Origin of the sequence: Dokdonella sp. (assembly GCF_017744955.1) — a bacterium.
Lineage (GTDB): Bacteria > Pseudomonadota > Gammaproteobacteria > Xanthomonadales > Rhodanobacteraceae > Dokdonella_A.
In genome coordinates, this window is sequence record NZ_JAGIAG010000001.1 from 125004 (window position 1) to 140509 (window position 15506).

Sequence of the window (15506 nt, forward strand, 5' to 3'; positions counted from 1 at the left end):
CGCACCGCGCCTTCCATGCAGTCGATCGAGATCGTCCTGACCATGCTGCTGCTCGTCCTGGCGAGCGGCTACCTGGTACGCATGCTGCCGTTCGCGGTGCCGCTGCCGCTGGTGCAGATCGGGCTCGGCGCCGGCGTGGCGGCGTTCTTCAACCGCGGCGTCACGCTCGATCCGGATTTCTTCTTCCTGCTGTTCCTGCCGCCATTGCTGTTCCTCGACGGCTGGCGCATTCCGAAGGAAGGCCTGTTCCAGGACGCGCGCACGATCCTGCAGCTCGCGCTCGGACTGGTCGTGTTCACCGTGCTCGGCATCGGCTTCTTCCTGCACTGGCTGATTCCCGCGATGCCGCTGGCGGTGGCGTTCGCGCTGGCCGCGATCGTCTCGCCGACCGATCCGGTCGCACTGTCCTCGATCGCCGCGCGCGTGCCGATTCCGCGCCGGCTAATGCACATCCTGGAAGGCGAATCCCTGCTCAACGACGCCTCCGGCCTGGTCTGCTTCCGCTTCGCGGTGGTGGCGGCGATGACCGGCCAGTTCTCGCTGGCGTCGGCCTCGCTGACGTTCCTGTGGCTGGCGCTCGGCGGCGTCGGCGTCGGCGTGCTGGTCACGCTCGGCATCACCCACGGCCACGTGCTGATCACGCGCCGCTTCGGCCAGGACGCGGGCCTGCCGATCCTGGTCAGTCTGCTGACGCCGTTCGGCGCCTATCTCGCCGCCGAGCACATCGGCGCCTCGGGCATCCTCGCCTCGGTCGCCGCCGGCATCACGATGAGCTACGTCGAGCTGTCCGGCAGCGCACCGGCCGCCACGCGCGTGCAGCGCACGGCGGTGTGGGACTCGGTGCAGTTCACGCTGAACGGCATCGCCTTCGTGCTGCTCGGCGAACAGCTGCCGGGCATCCTCGCGCGCGCGATCGCGGCGCTCGAGGAGAGCGGGCAGCACGAGCCGTGGTGGCTGCTGGTCTACGCGTTGGCGATCAACGTCGGCCTGGCGCTGCTGCGCCTGCTCTGGGTGGTGACCTCGCTGCGCGTGAACCTGGTGATCGCGCGGCAGCGCGGCAAGCAGGCCGCCGCGCCGCCGTGGCGGCTCGTCTTCGCCACTTCGCTCACCGGCGTGCGCGGCGCCATCACGCTCGCCGGCGTGCTGACCCTGCCCTTGCTGCTGCCGGACGGCAGCGCGTTCCCGGCGCGCGATCTGGCGATCTTTCTGGCCACCACGGTGATCCTGTTCTCCCTGCTCATCGCCAGCTTCGGCCTGCCGCCGCTGCTGGCCGGACTGCAGTTCTCGCCCGAGCTGCAGCACGAGCGCGAGGAGGACCTGGCGCGGCACCGCGCCGCGTCCGCGGCGCTGACGGCGATCAAGCGCGCGCAGCGCGAGCTGTCGGACCAGAACACGGCCGACACCGAGGTCTACGCCGCCGCCGCGCTGCGCGTGATGGCGCTCTATCAACGCCAGATCGACGCCGACGGCGCCAACGACGTCGACGCCGAGCAGCTGCGCAAGGCCGACGCCGCCGAACGCGCGCTGCGCCTGGCCGGCCTGCGCGCGGCGCGGCAGGAGATCTTTTCGCTGGCGCGCTACAACCGCGTCTCCGACGACATCGCGCGTCGGCTCGTGCGCGAGATCGACCTGCTCGAGGCGCGCTACTCGCCGTGACCGACGGCCGATGCGGCGGCGCACCAAACATCCGCTACCATTGCGCGCATGAGCCGTGCCGCCGATACGCCCGCCGTTTCCGTTCCGTCCGACCGCCTGCGCAGGCTGCGCTACCTGGTCCGCGTGCCGCTGCTGGTGCTGCACGGACTGATCGCGGTGCCGCTGGCCCTGCTCGCGCTGAATCCGCTGGCGGCGCGCCTGCGCATCGGCGCGGACACCTTCGAGAAGGCGATGATCCGCTGGTGGTCGGGCCGGCTGGTGCGCATCTTCGGCTTTCGCATCCGCCGCTTCGGCGAACCGCTGCCGGGCGCGGTGCTGTACGTCGCCAACCACGTCTCCTGGCTCGACATCGAACTGATGCACAGCCAGCGGCCGGTCAACTTCGTCGCCAAGAGCGAGATCGCGCGCTGGCCGTTCGTCGGCTGGCTGGCCGCGCGTGCCGGCACGATCTTCCACCGCCGCGGCAGCACCGATTCGCTGGCCAGCGTGATGGCGACGGTGGTCGAGCGCCTGCGCGCCGGCAATCCGGTCGGCGTGTTTCCGGAAGGCGGCAGCGGCCACGGCGACAAGGTCGGCACCTTCCACGCGCGCATCTTCCAGACCGCGCTCGACGCCGACGTGCCGGTGCAGCCGGTCGCGCTGCGTTACGGCCGTGACGGCCGCCAGGATCCGGGCGTGCCGTTCGGCGTCAAGGAAAGCTTTTTCGCCAACTTCCTGCGCGTGCTCGGCGGCCCGCCGCTGGACGCCGAGATCCACTATCTCGAACCGGTCGCGCCGACGCCCGACGCACGCCGGCGCATGGCCGAGGAGAGCCGCGCGCGCATCGTGCAGGTGCTCGGCTACGGCGATGCATGACGGCGAGGATGGCAGGATGGCTCCTTCCGGGCGGGAAGCCCGCGAAGCCGCTGCGCGGGCGCCGATGAGCCGCGCCGCCGAGTTCGTGCCGCCGCGCGCGCTGCGCAACGCCCATCTGCAATCGATCCTCGCCTCGACCGGACCGCGCCGCTGGCTCGCGCGCCGCGGCGGCATGCTGGAGGCGACCGCGAACGAACACCTGCTCGACTGCGGCGACGGCGTACGCCTGCAAGGCTTCCACACCGCGCAGACCGCGGCGGCGCAGGCGCGCGGACTGGTCGTGCTGCTGCACGGCTGGGAAGGCAGCGCGCGCTCGACCTACATGCTGCGCACCGGCGAACGGCTGCTCGCCGAAGGCTTCGACGTGTTCCGCCTGAACTTCCGCGATCACGGCGACACGCATCATCTGAACCGCGAGCTGTTCCATTCCTGCCGCATCGACGAGGTGGTCGGCGCGCTCGGCGAGATCGCGCGGCGCTTTCCGGCGCCGCCGCTGGCGATCGCCGGCTATTCGCTCGGCGGCAATTTCGCCCTGCGCGTCGCGCTGCGTGCGCCGGCGGCCGGCCTCGCGCTGCGCGGCGCGGTCGCCGTATGTCCGGTGGTCAGCCCGCGCGCCGGCCTGTACGCGCTGGAAGGCGGCCCGCGCTTCTACGAGCGCTACTTCGTGCGCAAATGGCGCGAGTCGCTGCGCCGCAAGCAGCGCGCGTTTCCGGACGTGAAACTGTTCACGCCGGACGAGCTGGGCGGCAACCTGCGCGAGCTGACGCGCGCGATGGTGCTGCGTCACACGGATTTCGGCTCGCTGGAGAACTACCTCGACGGCTACTCGATCGCCGGCGACGCGCTCGCCGGCATGCGCGTGCCGACCGCCATCCTGACGGCCGCCGACGACCCGGTGATCCCGGTCGCGGACTTCCGCGCGCTGCGCCTGCCGCCGCAGGTCGAGCTCGACATCGCCCCGCACGGCGGGCACTGCGGCTTTCTCAGCGATTTCTCGCTGCGCAGCTTCGCCGAGGACTACATCGCGCAGCGCTTGCTGGCGCGAATCCCTTGAGTCAGCGGCCGTCGTGCCTGGGCGTGGGCCTTTCCTCGCGCAGGAAGCGGCAGATCGCGACCACCTCGGGCGAGGGCCGCAAATCTCCGACGGCGTAGATCGAGTCGCCCGAAGCGAGCCATTGTCCGCCGAGCGCCGGGCCGGCGAAGTAGCTCACGCCCATCCGCACACCGCGCCCGCCGACGCAATCGACGCGCCACTTCTCGAGCGCCGAGCGATAGCGGTTTCCGAACACCGGCTCGGGCTCGGGCGCCTGCAAGTCGACGCGCAGGTCGACGTCGTCCATGCGCGGCATCGTTTCGAACGCCGGCGACACGGACTCGTAGCTCGCGCGCACCTGCGCGCCACCACGGTCGATCGCGATCGGCAGCCAGACTCGTTCCTTCTCCGCCGGCTGGCCGGCGGAGCCCGAGCGCACCCCGGTCGCCGTGCCGCAGCCGGCCAGCACGCACAGCACCGTCATCGTCGCAAAGCGGCGTCGTTTCGACATCGGCAGCCTCCCGCTCGAGGACGAGGTTCAGTCCGCCGGCACCGTACGGCTGCGCGCCCATTCGCGCAATGCCGCGACGCGCTCGGCCATCAACACCGACAGCGGCCGCGTGTTGTGCGTCTCTTCGAGCAGTTGCGCCTGCGTCGGCGGCGTCTTGCCGTCGGCCGCGGCGTACAGCGCGGCGACCACGACCTGCTCGATCTCGGCGCCGGAATAGCCCTCGCTCGCGACGGCGAGCGCGGCGAGGTCGTAGTCCTCCGCACGCAAGTCGCGCCTGGCCAGGTGCAGGCGGAAGATCTCCGCGCGCGTCGCCGCGTCGGGCAGGTCGACGAAGAAGATCTCGTCGAAGCGGCCCTTGCGCAGCAGCTCCGCCGGCAGCGCCTGCACGTCGTTGGCGGTCGCGACCAGGAACACCGGCGCCTTGCGCTCGGCCATCCAGGTCAGCAGGTAGCCCATCACGCGGCGCGAGACGCCGTCGTCGGCGTCGCCGCCGCCGGCGAGCGCCTTCTCGATCTCGTCGATCCACAGCACGCAGGGGGCGAGCAGCTCGGCGTTCTTCAGTGCTTCGCGCAGATTGCGCTCGGTTTCGCCGTGGTACTTGTTGTAGAGCGTGCCGACGTCGAGGCGCAGCAGCGGCACCGCGAAACCGCCGGCGATCGCCTTCGCCGCCAGGCTCTTGCCGCAGCCCTGCACGCCGAGCAGCAGCACCCCCTTGGGCGGATCGAGCTTGAGCGCGAGCTTCTCGCCGAGGAAGGCGCTCTTGCGCTGCGCGATCCAGCGCTTCAGCCGCGCCAGGCCGGCGACCTCGGCGAAGCGCGCGGTCTCGTATTCGAAGTGCAGCAGGCCGTCGCGATCGAGCAGCGCGGCCTTGGCGCGCGCCAGTTCCGGCAGGTCGGCCGCGGTCAGCGCGCCGTCGTCGTAGATCAGCTTGCGCACGATGCGGCGCGCTTCCTCCAGATCCAGCCCCTGCAGGTTGCGCACGACCGCGCGCACCGCCTCGGCGTCGACGACGACGCGGCGGCCGTCGTGCTCGCGCGAATAGGCGAACGCCTCGGCGCGCACGAGGTCGGCGAGCGCGGCGGCGTCCGGCGGCGCGAACTGAAAGCGCGTCGCTGCGGCGTCCAGTTCGGCCGGCAGCTCGTAGCCGGCGCCGACCAGCACCAGCGTGTGCTCGGCGCAGTCCTGCCGCTGCGCGATCTCGCGCAGCAGGCGCAAGGTCATCGGGTAGCGCAGGTACGGCTGGAAATCCAGCAGCAGGTACACGCCGGGCGCGCGCTGCTGCTTCAGCCATTGCAGCATCAGGCTCGCGTCCGGCGGCGTCTCGCGCTCCTCGTCGGTGTCGAGGTCGATCCGGCGCAGACCGTCGGTGATGCTCCAGCGGTACAGCGGGCGCAGCGATTGCGCGATCGCGTGACGGAAACCGTCGATCACGCGCGCTTCGGCGGCCGAATCGATCAGCAGCAGCGGCGTACGCGCACGCAGCAGCGTGACGAGATCCTGGTAATCGGACATGAACGGGGTCGAATGCGGCAACGGAACGGATCCCCGCGAGCGCGGGGCGGGCAAGCCTAGCACGCCGCCATCGGGCATAATTTCGGCCCTCGATCGCTGCCGACCGCAGCCTCCCTCACCTCGCCGTCGCGCCTCGCTGCGCGCGGCGCTTCCACGCGCAACTTCCGACATGCTCAAAGAAACGCTCGAACTGCACCGCCAGGGTCGCCTCGCCGAAGCCGAACAGGGCTACCGCAACTGGCTCGCCGAACACCCCAACGACGCCGACGTGATGCACGCGCTCGGCCTGCTCCGGCACCAGCACGGCGCAACGCCCGAAGCGATCGACCTGCTCGCGCGCGCGCACGAGATCGCGCCCGACGACGCGCGCATCGATCTCGGCCTCGCCTCGATGCGGCTACAGCTGGGCGAGCAGGACGCCGCGGCGCGCGGCTTCGAGCGTGCGCTGTCGCTGGACCCGAACCTGGCCGGCGCGCACATCGGCCTGGGCCAGATCGCGCTCGCGCGCGGCGATTTCGGCGGCGCCGAGCAGCATTTCCGCGTCGCCTTGCGCGCGGACGAGGATCCGCACGCGCTGGCCGGCATCGGCGCGCTGTCGAACGCGCGCGGCGACATGGACGCCGCGCTGCGCTACCTGACGCGCGCGGCCGAACTCGAACCGAACTCGCCGCTGATCCAGTTCCTGCTCGGCCAGGCCTTCGCCGCGCGCAACACGCCCGCGTTCGCCGAACGCGCGTACCAGAACGCGCTGAGCCTCGACCCGGCCATGCACCAGGTGCGTCCGTGGCTGGCCGAACTGCTGATCCGCGACAGCCGCGCGGCGGAAGCCGAGCCGCATTACCTGGTCCTGCGCGAGATCCCCGGCTACGAGCGCGTCGCGCAGCTCGGTCTCGCCGACGTCGCGCGCGCGGCGGGCCGCCTCGAGGAAGCGGTCGCCGGCTACCGCGCCGCGCTCGACGTCGAACCCGGCCTGTCGATGCCGACGCGCGCGCTGGCGATGACGCTGGCCGAACTCGGCCGCAACGACGAGGTGCTGGAAGCCTACGGCCGCTATCTCGCGCATGTACCCGACGACGACGAGATGCGCGCTCTGCGCGCCGACGTGGCGATGCTGGCCGGACAATGGCCGCAGGCGGCGCACGACCTGCGCCTCCTCAGCGACCGCAATCCGCTCGACGCCGACACGCGCCAGCGCCTGGCGATCGTCGAGGAATACATCGGCCAGCTCGACAGCGCGCGCGCGCACGCGGCCGACGTGCTGCGGCGCCGGCCGGACGACGCGGAAATGCAGCTGGTGCGGATTCGCGCGCTGCTGCAGGCCGGCGAGGACGCGCAGGCGCGCGACGCGCTCGAGGCGTTCGCCAAGCTGCCGCTCAGCCAGGGCCAGAACCGCCTGCGCTTGAACTACCTCGGCCGCCTGCACGACCGCACCGGCGAGACGGCCGACGCCGTGCGCTGCTTCGTCGAAGCCCAGCGCGGCACGCCGGCGATGCTGCCGCCGCTCGCCGAGCCGCGGCCGGAGCTGGCCGAGGCGCTGAAGGAAGCGCCGGGCGAGCCCTGGCCGGACGCGCCGGTGCTGCTGCTCGGCACGCCCGGCAGCGGCGTGGAGCGCATCGCCGAACTGCTCGCCGACCAGCAGCCCGCGATCGGCGTGCTGCGCGACCGCATCGGCGCCGCGATGCGCGACGACGACTTCAACCTGCCGCGCTTCCGCCACTACTGCGGCGAGCTCGACGACGGCGAACGCGCCGCGCTGCGCGAACGCTATCTCGCGCCGCTTCGCGCGAGCGGGATCGGCCCCGGACGACTGCTGGTCGACTGGCTGCCGCGCTGGGACGCGCATCTGCTCGCCCTGCTTCGCCGCGCGATGCCGGGCACGCGCCTGGTCGTCGTCGAGCGCGATCCGCGCGACGCGCTGCTCAACTGGCTCGGCATCGGCTTCATCGCCGGCATGCCGTGCGAAGACGCCCAGGCCGGCGCCGAATGGCTGGCACGCGCGCGCGTGCATCTCCATCACGGCGCGGAGCTGGACCAGCCGCAGCGCCTGGTCGTCGACGCCGACGCGATCCTCGACGATCCGCAGGGCGCCGCGGGCGGCGAACTCGCGCGCTTCCTCGGACTCGAAGAACTACGTCCGGGACCGCGCTTCGCGTTCAACATGCGCGGCCTCGGCGGATTGCCGATCCGCTTCCCGGCCGGACACTGGCAGCGTTATCGCGAGACGCTCGCCGAACCGTTCCGGCTGCTCGCCTGAAGGAGACGCCGATGCGCCACTACGCCTTGCTCGCTCTCGCTTTCGCGGCAGCGCCCTGTTCCGCCGCGGTAGCGCTCGACACGCTGAAACTCCCACCCGGCTTCACCATCGCCCGCTACGCCGACGACGTGCCGAACGCGCGCCAGCTGGCGCTCGGTGCCAAGGGCACGGTCTTCGCCGGCTCGCGCGAGGCCGGCAAGGTCTACGCGCTCAGCGACACCGACGGCGACGGCCGCGCCGACCGAGTGCGCACGATCGCCTCGGGCCTGCGCATGCCGTCGGGCATCGCGTTCCGCGACGGCGACCTGTACATCGGCGCGATCGACCGCGTGCTGGTCCTGCGCGACGTCGAGAACCATCTCGACCAGCCGCCCAAGCCGGAGGTCGTCACCGACAAGCTGCCCGGCGAGACGCATCACGGCTGGAAATTCCTCGCCTTCGGCCCGGACGGCCGGCTCTACGTGCCGATCGGCGCGCCCTGCAACATCTGCGACAAGGGCAAGGACTACGCCAAGCTGCTCAGCATGAAACCGGACGGCAGCGACTGGCGCGACGAGGCCTTCGGCATCCGAAACACGGTCGGCTTCGACTGGCAGCCGGGCACGCAGCAGCTGTGGTTCACCGACAACGGCCGCGACCTGCTCGGCGACGAGCTGCCGGCCGACGAGCTGAACCGGGTCACGCGCCGCGGCGAGCATTTCGGCTATCCGTACTGCCACCAGGGCGACTCGCTCGATCCGGAATTCGGCGCCGGCAAGTCGTGCAAGGACTACACGCCGCCGGTGGTCAAGCTCGGCGCGCACGTCGGCGCGATCGGCATGCGCTTCTACACCGGCTCGATGTTCCCGGCCGGGTACCGCGGCGCGGCGATCATCGCCGAGCACGGCTCGTGGAACCGTTCGAAGAAGTCCGGCTACCGGGTCGTCGCGATCGAACTGGACGGCGCCAAGGTGAAGGGGCAGCAGGTGCTGATCGACGGCTTCCAGAGCGACGAAGTCGCCCACGGCCGGCCGGCCGACGTGCTGGTGATGCCCGATGGCGCGCTGCTGGTTTCCGACGACTACGCCGGCGCGGTCTATCGCGTGAGCTACGGCGCCGCGGGCGCTAAAAAGGAAAAATAGACATGCAACTGCGCAGCAACGACTTCAGCGATCAGCAGCCGATTCCCGAAGCGCTCGCGTTCGGCAGGCCCGGCGCGGACGGCGAGCCGTGCGTGCTGAGCGCGAACCGCAACCCGCACCTGGCCTGGAGCGACGCGCCGACCGGCACGCGATCGTTCGCTTTGCTGTGCATCGACGGCGACGTGCCGACGGTCGGCGACGACGTCAACCAGCCCGGCAGGCGCGTGCCGGCCTCGCTGCCGCGCACCGAGTTCGTGCACTGGCTGCTGGTCGACGTGCCGGGCGATCAGCGCGAGATCGCACAGGGCGCCTGCAGCGACGGCGTGACCGCGCACGGCAAGCGCGAACCGCACGGACCACAGGGCTCGCGCCAGGGCCTCAACGACTACACCGGCTGGTTCGCCGGCGACGCCGCGATGGCCGGCGACTATCTCGGCTACGACGGCCCGTGCCCGCCGTGGAACGACGACCGCCTGCACCACTACCGGTTCGTGCTCTGCGCGCTCGACGTCGCGCGGCTCGACCTGCCGCCCCGCTTCGGGCTCGCCGACGTGCGCACCGCGATGCAGGGCCATGTGCTCGCCGAGGCGACGCTGACCGGCACCTACACGCTGAATCCGGCGCTGCGCCGCTAGGCGCGTCGTCGGGCGGATGGCGGCGCGACGATGAGTCCCGACGACCTCGCCGCACGCCGCCGCGCCGCGCGCGCACTGGCCGAGCAGGGACGCCTCGCCGAGGCCGAGCGCGCCTTCGCCCTGCTGCTGCGCGACGCGCCCGACGATCTCGACGCGCTCAACTTCCTCGCGCTCTGCGCCCACGGCCGCGGCCGCGCCGACGAAGCGCTGCGCCTGCTCGAGCACGCGCGCACCGCGCACGCCGACGATGCGGTCACGCTCGGCAACCTCGGCGTGCTGTATCGCGAGCAGGGGCGGCTGCCGGAAGCCCGCGCGGCGCTGGCGGACGCGCTGCAGCGGCAACCCGGCGCGTTCCTCTCGCGGCTGCGCCTCGGCGAAACGCTGCAGGCGCTCGGCCGCGACGCCGAGGCGTTGCCGGCCTACTTCGGCGCGATCGTCGCCGCGCAGCGGCACGGCGCCTGGCTCGACGACGCGAGCACGCCGCCTGCGCTGCGGCCGCTGGTACGGCACGCGATGCGCTTCGTCGCCGCCGGCCGGCGGGCGCTGTTCTCCGCGCTGCTGACACCGCTGCGCGAGCGCCACGGCGGCGCGGCGCTCGGCCGCGTCGAGAAGAGTCTGGCGATGTATCTGGGCGACCAGCCGATCGTCTACGCGCAGCCGCGGCAGCGGCCGAAGTTCCTGTATTTCCCCGACCTGCCGAGTCCGCGCTGGTTCGAGCGCGAGCTGTTCCCGTGGTACGCCGCGCTCGAAGCCGAGGCGCCGGCGATCCGCGCCGAGATGCTGGCGGCGCTGACGCAGTCGCAAGGCTTCGAGCCCTTCCTCGGCGCGATCGACGATCCGCAATTGCTGGGCGAGCAGTTGCGCGGCGAGGGTCGCGCGCCGGCCTGGGACGCGTACTTCTTCCATCGCCACGGCGTGCGCCAAGAAGAGCATGCACGGCAGTGTCCGCGCACCGCCGCCGCGCTCGACGCGGCGCCGCTGTGCCGCATCCGCGAGCATGCGCCGGAGGTGTGCTACTCGGTGCTCGCGCCCGGCACGCACATCCTGCCGCACTACGGCGTCACCAACACGCGCGTGGTCACGCACCTGCCGCTGCAGGTACCGGGTGGCGACCTCGCGCTGAACGTCGGCGGCGAGCCGCGGCGCTGGGAGGAAGGCGTCTGCTTCAGCTTCGACGACACCTACGAGCACGAAGCCTGGAACCGCAGCGGCGAGGTGCGCGTGGTGATGCTGCTGGACGCGTGGAATCCCTACCTGACCGAGATCGAGCGCGAGGCGCTGACGGAACTGATCGGCGCGATCGGCGACTTCAACCGCAGCGCAGGCGTCGGCTGATCGCCTCGCCGGGCCGGCGTACGCCTCAGCCGTCCGCCGGCAGCATCAACAGCAGCGCCGCGCCGAACACGATGCGGTAGATCGCGAACGGCGTGAAGCGATGCGTGCGGATGTAGCCGAGCAGCCATTTCACCGCGACGAACGCGGTGACGGCCGAAACGACGAAGGCGACGCCGAGCGCGCTCCAGTCCTCGTGCGCGCCGCCGCCGTTCTTGAACGCCTTCAGCAGCTCGTAGCCGCTGGCCGCGAACATCGTCGGGATGCCGACCAGGAACGCGAACTCGGTCGCCGCGGCGCGGTTGCTGGCACCGGCGAGCAGGGCGACGAAGATCGTCGCCGCCGAGCGCGAGGTGCCCGGGAAGATCGCCGCGACGACCTGCGCCAGGCCGACCAGGATCGCCACGCGCCAGGTGATGACGCTGCGATCGGGCTGCTTCGCGGCGAACCACTCCGCCACGATCATCCACACGCCGCCGATGATCAGCGCCCATGCCACCGGCGCGATCGACTCCGGCAGCTTGAAGCCGAGCCGGGTCGCGGCGAAGCCGAGCACGGCGGTGATCAGGAACGCGACCGCGAGCTTCGCCGCGTAGTCGCGGTTCTCCGCCTCGCCGAAGCCGGTGACCAGGCGCCACAGCCGTTCGCGGTAGATCAGCACCACCGCGAGGATCGCGCCGGCCTGGATCACGATGTTGAACACGTCCGAGCGGCGACCGAGCCAGTGTTCGGCGATCAGCAGGTGGCCGGTGCTGGAGATCGGCAGGAATTCGGTGATGCCTTCGATCAGGCCGAGCAGGGCGGGGATCAGGATGTCGTTCATGGGTCAGGAAATGGGGTGAGTCGGTGTGCGCGGCCGTCGGGATGCCCGCGAGGTGCGCTTCAACCGCCGAAGGGCCGGTCAAGCGCGCATCCATCGCGCCGTTCGGCGCACCGGAAAAGGGTTTCCCGCTTTCGCGGGAACGTGGTCGATTCGAGTTGCAAGGTTTGGACGTAAGGGACAAGACGCAGGACCTGTCAGGATACGCACCAGCATTGTGCAAATGCCCCTGGATTTGCTTCCTTGTGGTGCATTCCCTTGGTGGGCCAGTGTTTCATGTCACTGAATTTATTGATGAATCCAGAAATCACCGCTTGGCACAAGCGTTGCTAATTCCACGGCACTCCACTCCACCGAGGCTCTCATGTCCGCCCAGAACGTCCTGAAACTGATCAAGGAAAACGACGTCGAGTTCGTCGACCTGCGCTTCGCCGACATGCTCGGCAAGCAGCACCACGTCAGCTACCCGGCGCATTCGGTCGACGAGTCGCTGTTCGAGGACGGCAAGATGTTCGACGGCTCCTCGATCACCGGCTGGAAGGGCATCAACGAGTCCGACATGGTCCTGCTGCCCGATGCCGATTCCGCGATCATCGATCCGTTCACGGCCGACAAGACCCTGCTGTTGCAGTGCGACGTGCTCGAACCGAGCACGATGCAGGCCTACGCGCGCGATCCGCGCTCGATCGCCAAGCGCGGCGAAGCGTACCTGAAGTCGACCGGCATCGCCGACACCGCGTTCTTCGGTCCGGAGCCGGAATTCTTCATCTTCGACTCGGTGCGCTATCGCAACGAGATGGGCCACGTGTCCTACCAGATCGATTCCGAGGAAGCCGCCTGGTCCACCGGCAAGTCCTTCGACGGCGTCAACTCGGGCCATCGCGGCGGCGTCAAGGGCGGCTATTTCCCGGTCGCGCCGGTCGACACCTTCCAGGACCTGCGCAGCGAGATGTGCAAGGTGCTCGAGCAGGTCGGCCAGGTCGTCGAGGTGCATCACCACGAAGTGGCCAACGCCGGCCAGTGCGAGATCGGCACCCGCTTCAACACGCTGGTGAAGAAGGCCGACGAGCTGATCACGATGAAGTACGTGATCAAGAACGTCGCGCACCGCTACGGCAAGACCGTGACCTTCATGCCCAAGCCGATCGTCGGCGACAACGGCTCGGGCATGCACGTGCACCAGTCGCTGACCAAGAACGGCCAGAACCTGTTCGCCGGCGACCTCTACGGCGGCCTGTCGCAGACCGCGCTGTACTACATCGGCGGCATCTTCAAGCATGCGCGCGCGATCAACGCGTTCGCCAACTCCGGCACCAACAGCTACAAGCGCCTGGTGCCGGGCTTCGAGGCGCCGGTGATGCTCGCCTACTCCGCGCGCAACCGCTCGGCCAGCTGCCGCATTCCGTTCGTGCACAGCCCGAAGGCGCGCCGCATCGAGGTGCGCTTCCCCGATCCGATCAACACCGGCTATCTGACCTTCACCGCGCTGATGATGGCCGGCCTCGACGGCATCCTGAACAAGATCGACCCGGGCGCGCCGGCCGACAAGGATCTGTACGACCTGCCGCCGGAAGAAGAGAAGAACATCCCGACCGTCTGCCATTCGCTCGACCAGGCGCTCGACGCGCTGGACAAGGATCGCGCGTTCCTGAAGGCCGGCGGCGTGTTCAGCGACGACTTCATCGACGCCTACATCGACGTGAAGATGCAGGAGGTGACCCGCTTCCGCGCGGCCACCCATCCGCTCGAATACCAGATGTACTACGCGATCTGATCGCTTTCTCGTCGTCGGCTTCGCCGATGCCGAGAAGGGAGAACTCTCGCAGAGGCGCAGAGAACGCGGAGAAAGGCGACAGAGGGTTGCTTTTCTCTTTCTCTGCGTCCTCCGCGTCTCTGCGAGAAAACGCTTTCCCCTCCGAACGCCAGGCAGGCACTGCAGCGGGGTAGTCGCATGAAACTGATCACCGCCATCATCCGGCCGTTCAAGCTCGACGACGTGCGCGACGCGCTGTCGCAGGCCGGCGTCACCGGCGTCACGGTGACCGAGGTCAAGGGCTACGGCCGCCAAAAAGGCCACACCGAGCTGTATCGCGGCGCCGAGTACGTCGTCGACTTCGTGCCGAAGATCAAGATCGAAACCGTCGTGCCGGACGAGCAGGCCGATGCCGTGGTCGAGGCGATCGCCGACTCGGCGCGCACCGACAAGGTCGGCGACGGCAAGATCTTCGTCAGCCCGATCGGCCACGCCGTGCGCATCCGCACCGGCGAAATCGGCGACGACGCGCTCTAGGCGAAGGGAGGAACGGCGATGCGAAACCGGATACTCCTCTGCATCCTCTTCGCCGCCAGCCACCTGCTTCCCGCGCTCGCCTTCGCGCAAGGCGCGCCGGTGCCCGACAAGGGCGATACCGCCTGGATGCTGATCTCGACCGCGCTGGTGCTGCTGATGAGCGTACCGGCGCTGGCGCTGTTCTACGGCGGCCTGGTGCGCAGCAAGAACCTGCTGTCGGTGCTGATGCAGGTGTTCGTCGTGTTCTCGCTGGTCAGCGTGCTGTGGTGCGTGTACGGCTACAGCCTCGCCTTCACCGAAGGCAACGCGTTCCTCGGCGGCTTCTCGCGCCTGCTCCTGCGCGGCGTCGCCGATCCGGCCGCCGGCACGTTCGCGCTGACGGCGACGTTCTCCAAGGGCACGCCGATGTACGAGCTGGTCTTCGTCGCGTTCCAGGCGACCTTCGCCGCAATCACCTGCTGCCTGATCCTCGGTTCGCTGGTCGAGCGCATCCGTTTCGCCGCCGTGCTGGTGTTCGTGCTGGTCTGGTTCACCTTCAGCTATCTGCCGATCGCGCACATGGTCTGGTTCTGGCCGGGGCCGGACGCGTACGCGCAAGCCGGCAGCGCCGAGGCGCTGGACGCGAGCGCCGGCCTGCTCTGGCGCTGGGGCGCGCTCGACTTCGCCGGCGGCACGGTCGTGCACGTCAACGCCGGCGTCGCCGGCCTGGTCGGCGCCTTCCTGGTCGGCAAGCGCCTCGGCTACGGCCGCGAAGCGCTGCGCCCGCACAGCCTGACCCTGACGATGATCGGCGCCTCGCTGCTGTGGTTCGGGTGGTTCGGCTTCAACGCCGGCTCCGCGCTCGAAGCGAACGCCTCGGCCGCGCTGGCCTTTCTCAACACCTATCTCGCCACCGCCTGCGCGGTGCTGTCGTGGACCTTCGCCGAGTGGCTGCTGAAGGGCAAGCCGTCGATGCTCGGCGCCGCCTCGGGCGCGGTCGCCGGCCTGGTCGCGATCACGCCGGCTGCCGGCAACGTCGGCATTCCCGGCGCGTTCGCGATCGGCCTTCTCGCCGGCGTGATCTGCCTGTGGGGCGTGACCGGGTTGAAGCGCATCGTCCGCGCCGACGACGCGCTCGACGTGTTCGGCGTGCACGCGCTCGGCGGCATCGCCGGCGCGCTGCTGACCGGCGTGTTCAACGCGCCGGCGCTCGGCGGGCCGGGCCGGATCGTCGACTGGGCCGCCGGCACGACGGGCTATCCAGGCATCGGCGCGCAGGTGCTGATCCAGGCCGAGGCCGTCGGCTTCACGATCGTCTGGAGCGCGGCGGTCGCCTTCCTCGCCTACACGATCGCCGACCGCCTCGTCGGCCTGCGCGTCGACGAGGAACAGGAGCGCGAGGGCCTGGACATCACCTCGCACGGCGAGTCGGCCTACGACCACTAGTCGCGCGCGCCACCGCCCCGGTGGCGCTTTGCTAAGCTCGCGCGCTCGATTTCGTCAGGCTC

13 protein-coding genes and 1 pseudogene are annotated in these 15506 nt (G+C 70.3%); 11 read left to right on the forward strand and 3 right to left on the reverse strand.

Annotated features, from left to right (window positions below; translation table 11 throughout):
• Positions 1 to 15: 15 nt before the first annotated feature.
• From J7520_RS00560 to J7520_RS00570, 3 genes are all read left to right on the forward strand, one after another.
• Complete coding sequence (locus J7520_RS00560; RefSeq protein ID WP_291182711.1) at positions 16 to 1656, forward strand: Na+/H+ antiporter; 1641 nt, start codon at positions 16 to 18, stop codon at positions 1654 to 1656.
• A 48-nt stretch (positions 1657 to 1704) separates the two neighbouring features.
• The gene (locus J7520_RS00565) at positions 1705 to 2511 is read left to right on the forward strand and encodes a lysophospholipid acyltransferase family protein (protein ID WP_291182713.1); all 807 of its coding nucleotides are present in this window, start codon (positions 1705 to 1707) and stop codon (positions 2509 to 2511) included.
• A gap of 64 nt (positions 2512 to 2575) precedes the next feature.
• A complete protein-coding gene (locus J7520_RS00570; RefSeq protein WP_291182715.1) occupies positions 2576 to 3565 on the forward strand; it encodes an alpha/beta fold hydrolase in 990 nt (329 codons plus the stop codon).
• A 1-nt stretch (position 3566) separates the two neighbouring features.
• Here J7520_RS00570 and J7520_RS00575 read toward each other — a convergent pair whose 3' ends face one another.
• Both J7520_RS00575 and J7520_RS00580 read right to left on the reverse strand, forming a co-directional pair.
• Positions 3567 to 4055 carry a hypothetical protein gene (locus tag J7520_RS00575; RefSeq protein ID WP_291182717.1) on the reverse strand — a complete coding sequence of 163 codons (489 nt, stop codon included), beginning with the start codon at positions 4053 to 4055 and terminating at the stop codon, positions 3567 to 3569.
• A gap of 27 nt (positions 4056 to 4082) precedes the next feature.
• Positions 4083 to 5567: an AAA family ATPase gene (locus J7520_RS00580; RefSeq protein ID WP_291182718.1), complete on the reverse strand. Its 1485-nt coding sequence runs from the start codon at positions 5565 to 5567 to the stop codon at positions 4083 to 4085.
• A 169-nt stretch (positions 5568 to 5736) separates the two neighbouring features.
• On the opposite strand from J7520_RS00580, the gene J7520_RS00585 reads away from it, so the two are divergent.
• From J7520_RS00585 to J7520_RS00600, 5 genes and pseudogenes are all read left to right on the forward strand, one after another.
• Complete coding sequence (locus tag J7520_RS00585) at positions 5737 to 7821, forward strand: tetratricopeptide repeat protein (RefSeq protein WP_291182720.1); 2085 nt, start codon at positions 5737 to 5739, stop codon at positions 7819 to 7821.
• An 11-nt stretch (positions 7822 to 7832) separates the two neighbouring features.
• Entirely contained in the window at positions 7833 to 8942 is a 1110-nt protein-coding gene (locus tag J7520_RS00590; RefSeq protein ID WP_291182722.1) for a PQQ-dependent sugar dehydrogenase, read from the forward strand.
• Positions 8943 to 8944: 2 nt separating this feature from the next.
• The gene (locus tag J7520_RS00595; protein ID WP_291182724.1) at positions 8945 to 9577 is read left to right on the forward strand and encodes a YbhB/YbcL family Raf kinase inhibitor-like protein; all 633 of its coding nucleotides are present in this window, start codon (positions 8945 to 8947) and stop codon (positions 9575 to 9577) included.
• Positions 9578 to 9592: 15 nt separating this feature from the next.
• Positions 9593 to 10009, forward strand: a pseudogene (locus tag J7520_RS19900) (tetratricopeptide repeat protein); the annotation flags it as partial.
• Complete coding sequence (locus tag J7520_RS00600) at positions 9989 to 10912, forward strand: aspartyl/asparaginyl beta-hydroxylase domain-containing protein (protein ID WP_345776898.1); 924 nt, start codon at positions 9989 to 9991, stop codon at positions 10910 to 10912. The pseudogene J7520_RS19900 and the gene J7520_RS00600, both read left to right, overlap by 21 nt.
• 25 nt (positions 10913 to 10937) lie before the next feature.
• Here the strand turns inward: J7520_RS00600 and J7520_RS00605 are convergent, their stop codons facing one another.
• Entirely contained in the window at positions 10938 to 11732 is a 795-nt protein-coding gene (locus tag J7520_RS00605; protein ID WP_291182728.1) for an undecaprenyl-diphosphate phosphatase, read from the reverse strand.
• 361 nt (positions 11733 to 12093) lie between these two features.
• Here J7520_RS00605 and glnA point away from each other — a divergent pair, with 361 nt between their 5' ends.
• The 3 genes from glnA to amt all read left to right on the forward strand — a co-directional run bounded on the left by glnA (position 12094) and on the right by amt (position 15444).
• Entirely contained in the window at positions 12094 to 13503 is a 1410-nt protein-coding gene (glnA, locus tag J7520_RS00610) for a type I glutamate--ammonia ligase (RefSeq protein ID WP_291182730.1), read from the forward strand.
• Positions 13504 to 13680: 177 nt separating this feature from the next.
• Positions 13681 to 14019, forward strand: a complete 339-nt coding sequence (locus tag J7520_RS00615) for a P-II family nitrogen regulator (protein WP_291182732.1) — start codon at positions 13681 to 13683, stop codon at positions 14017 to 14019.
• A gap of 18 nt (positions 14020 to 14037) precedes the next feature.
• The gene (gene amt, locus J7520_RS00620) at positions 14038 to 15444 is read left to right on the forward strand and encodes an ammonium transporter (RefSeq protein WP_291182734.1); all 1407 of its coding nucleotides are present in this window, start codon (positions 14038 to 14040) and stop codon (positions 15442 to 15444) included.
• The last annotated feature ends 62 nt before the right edge of the window (positions 15445 to 15506 follow it).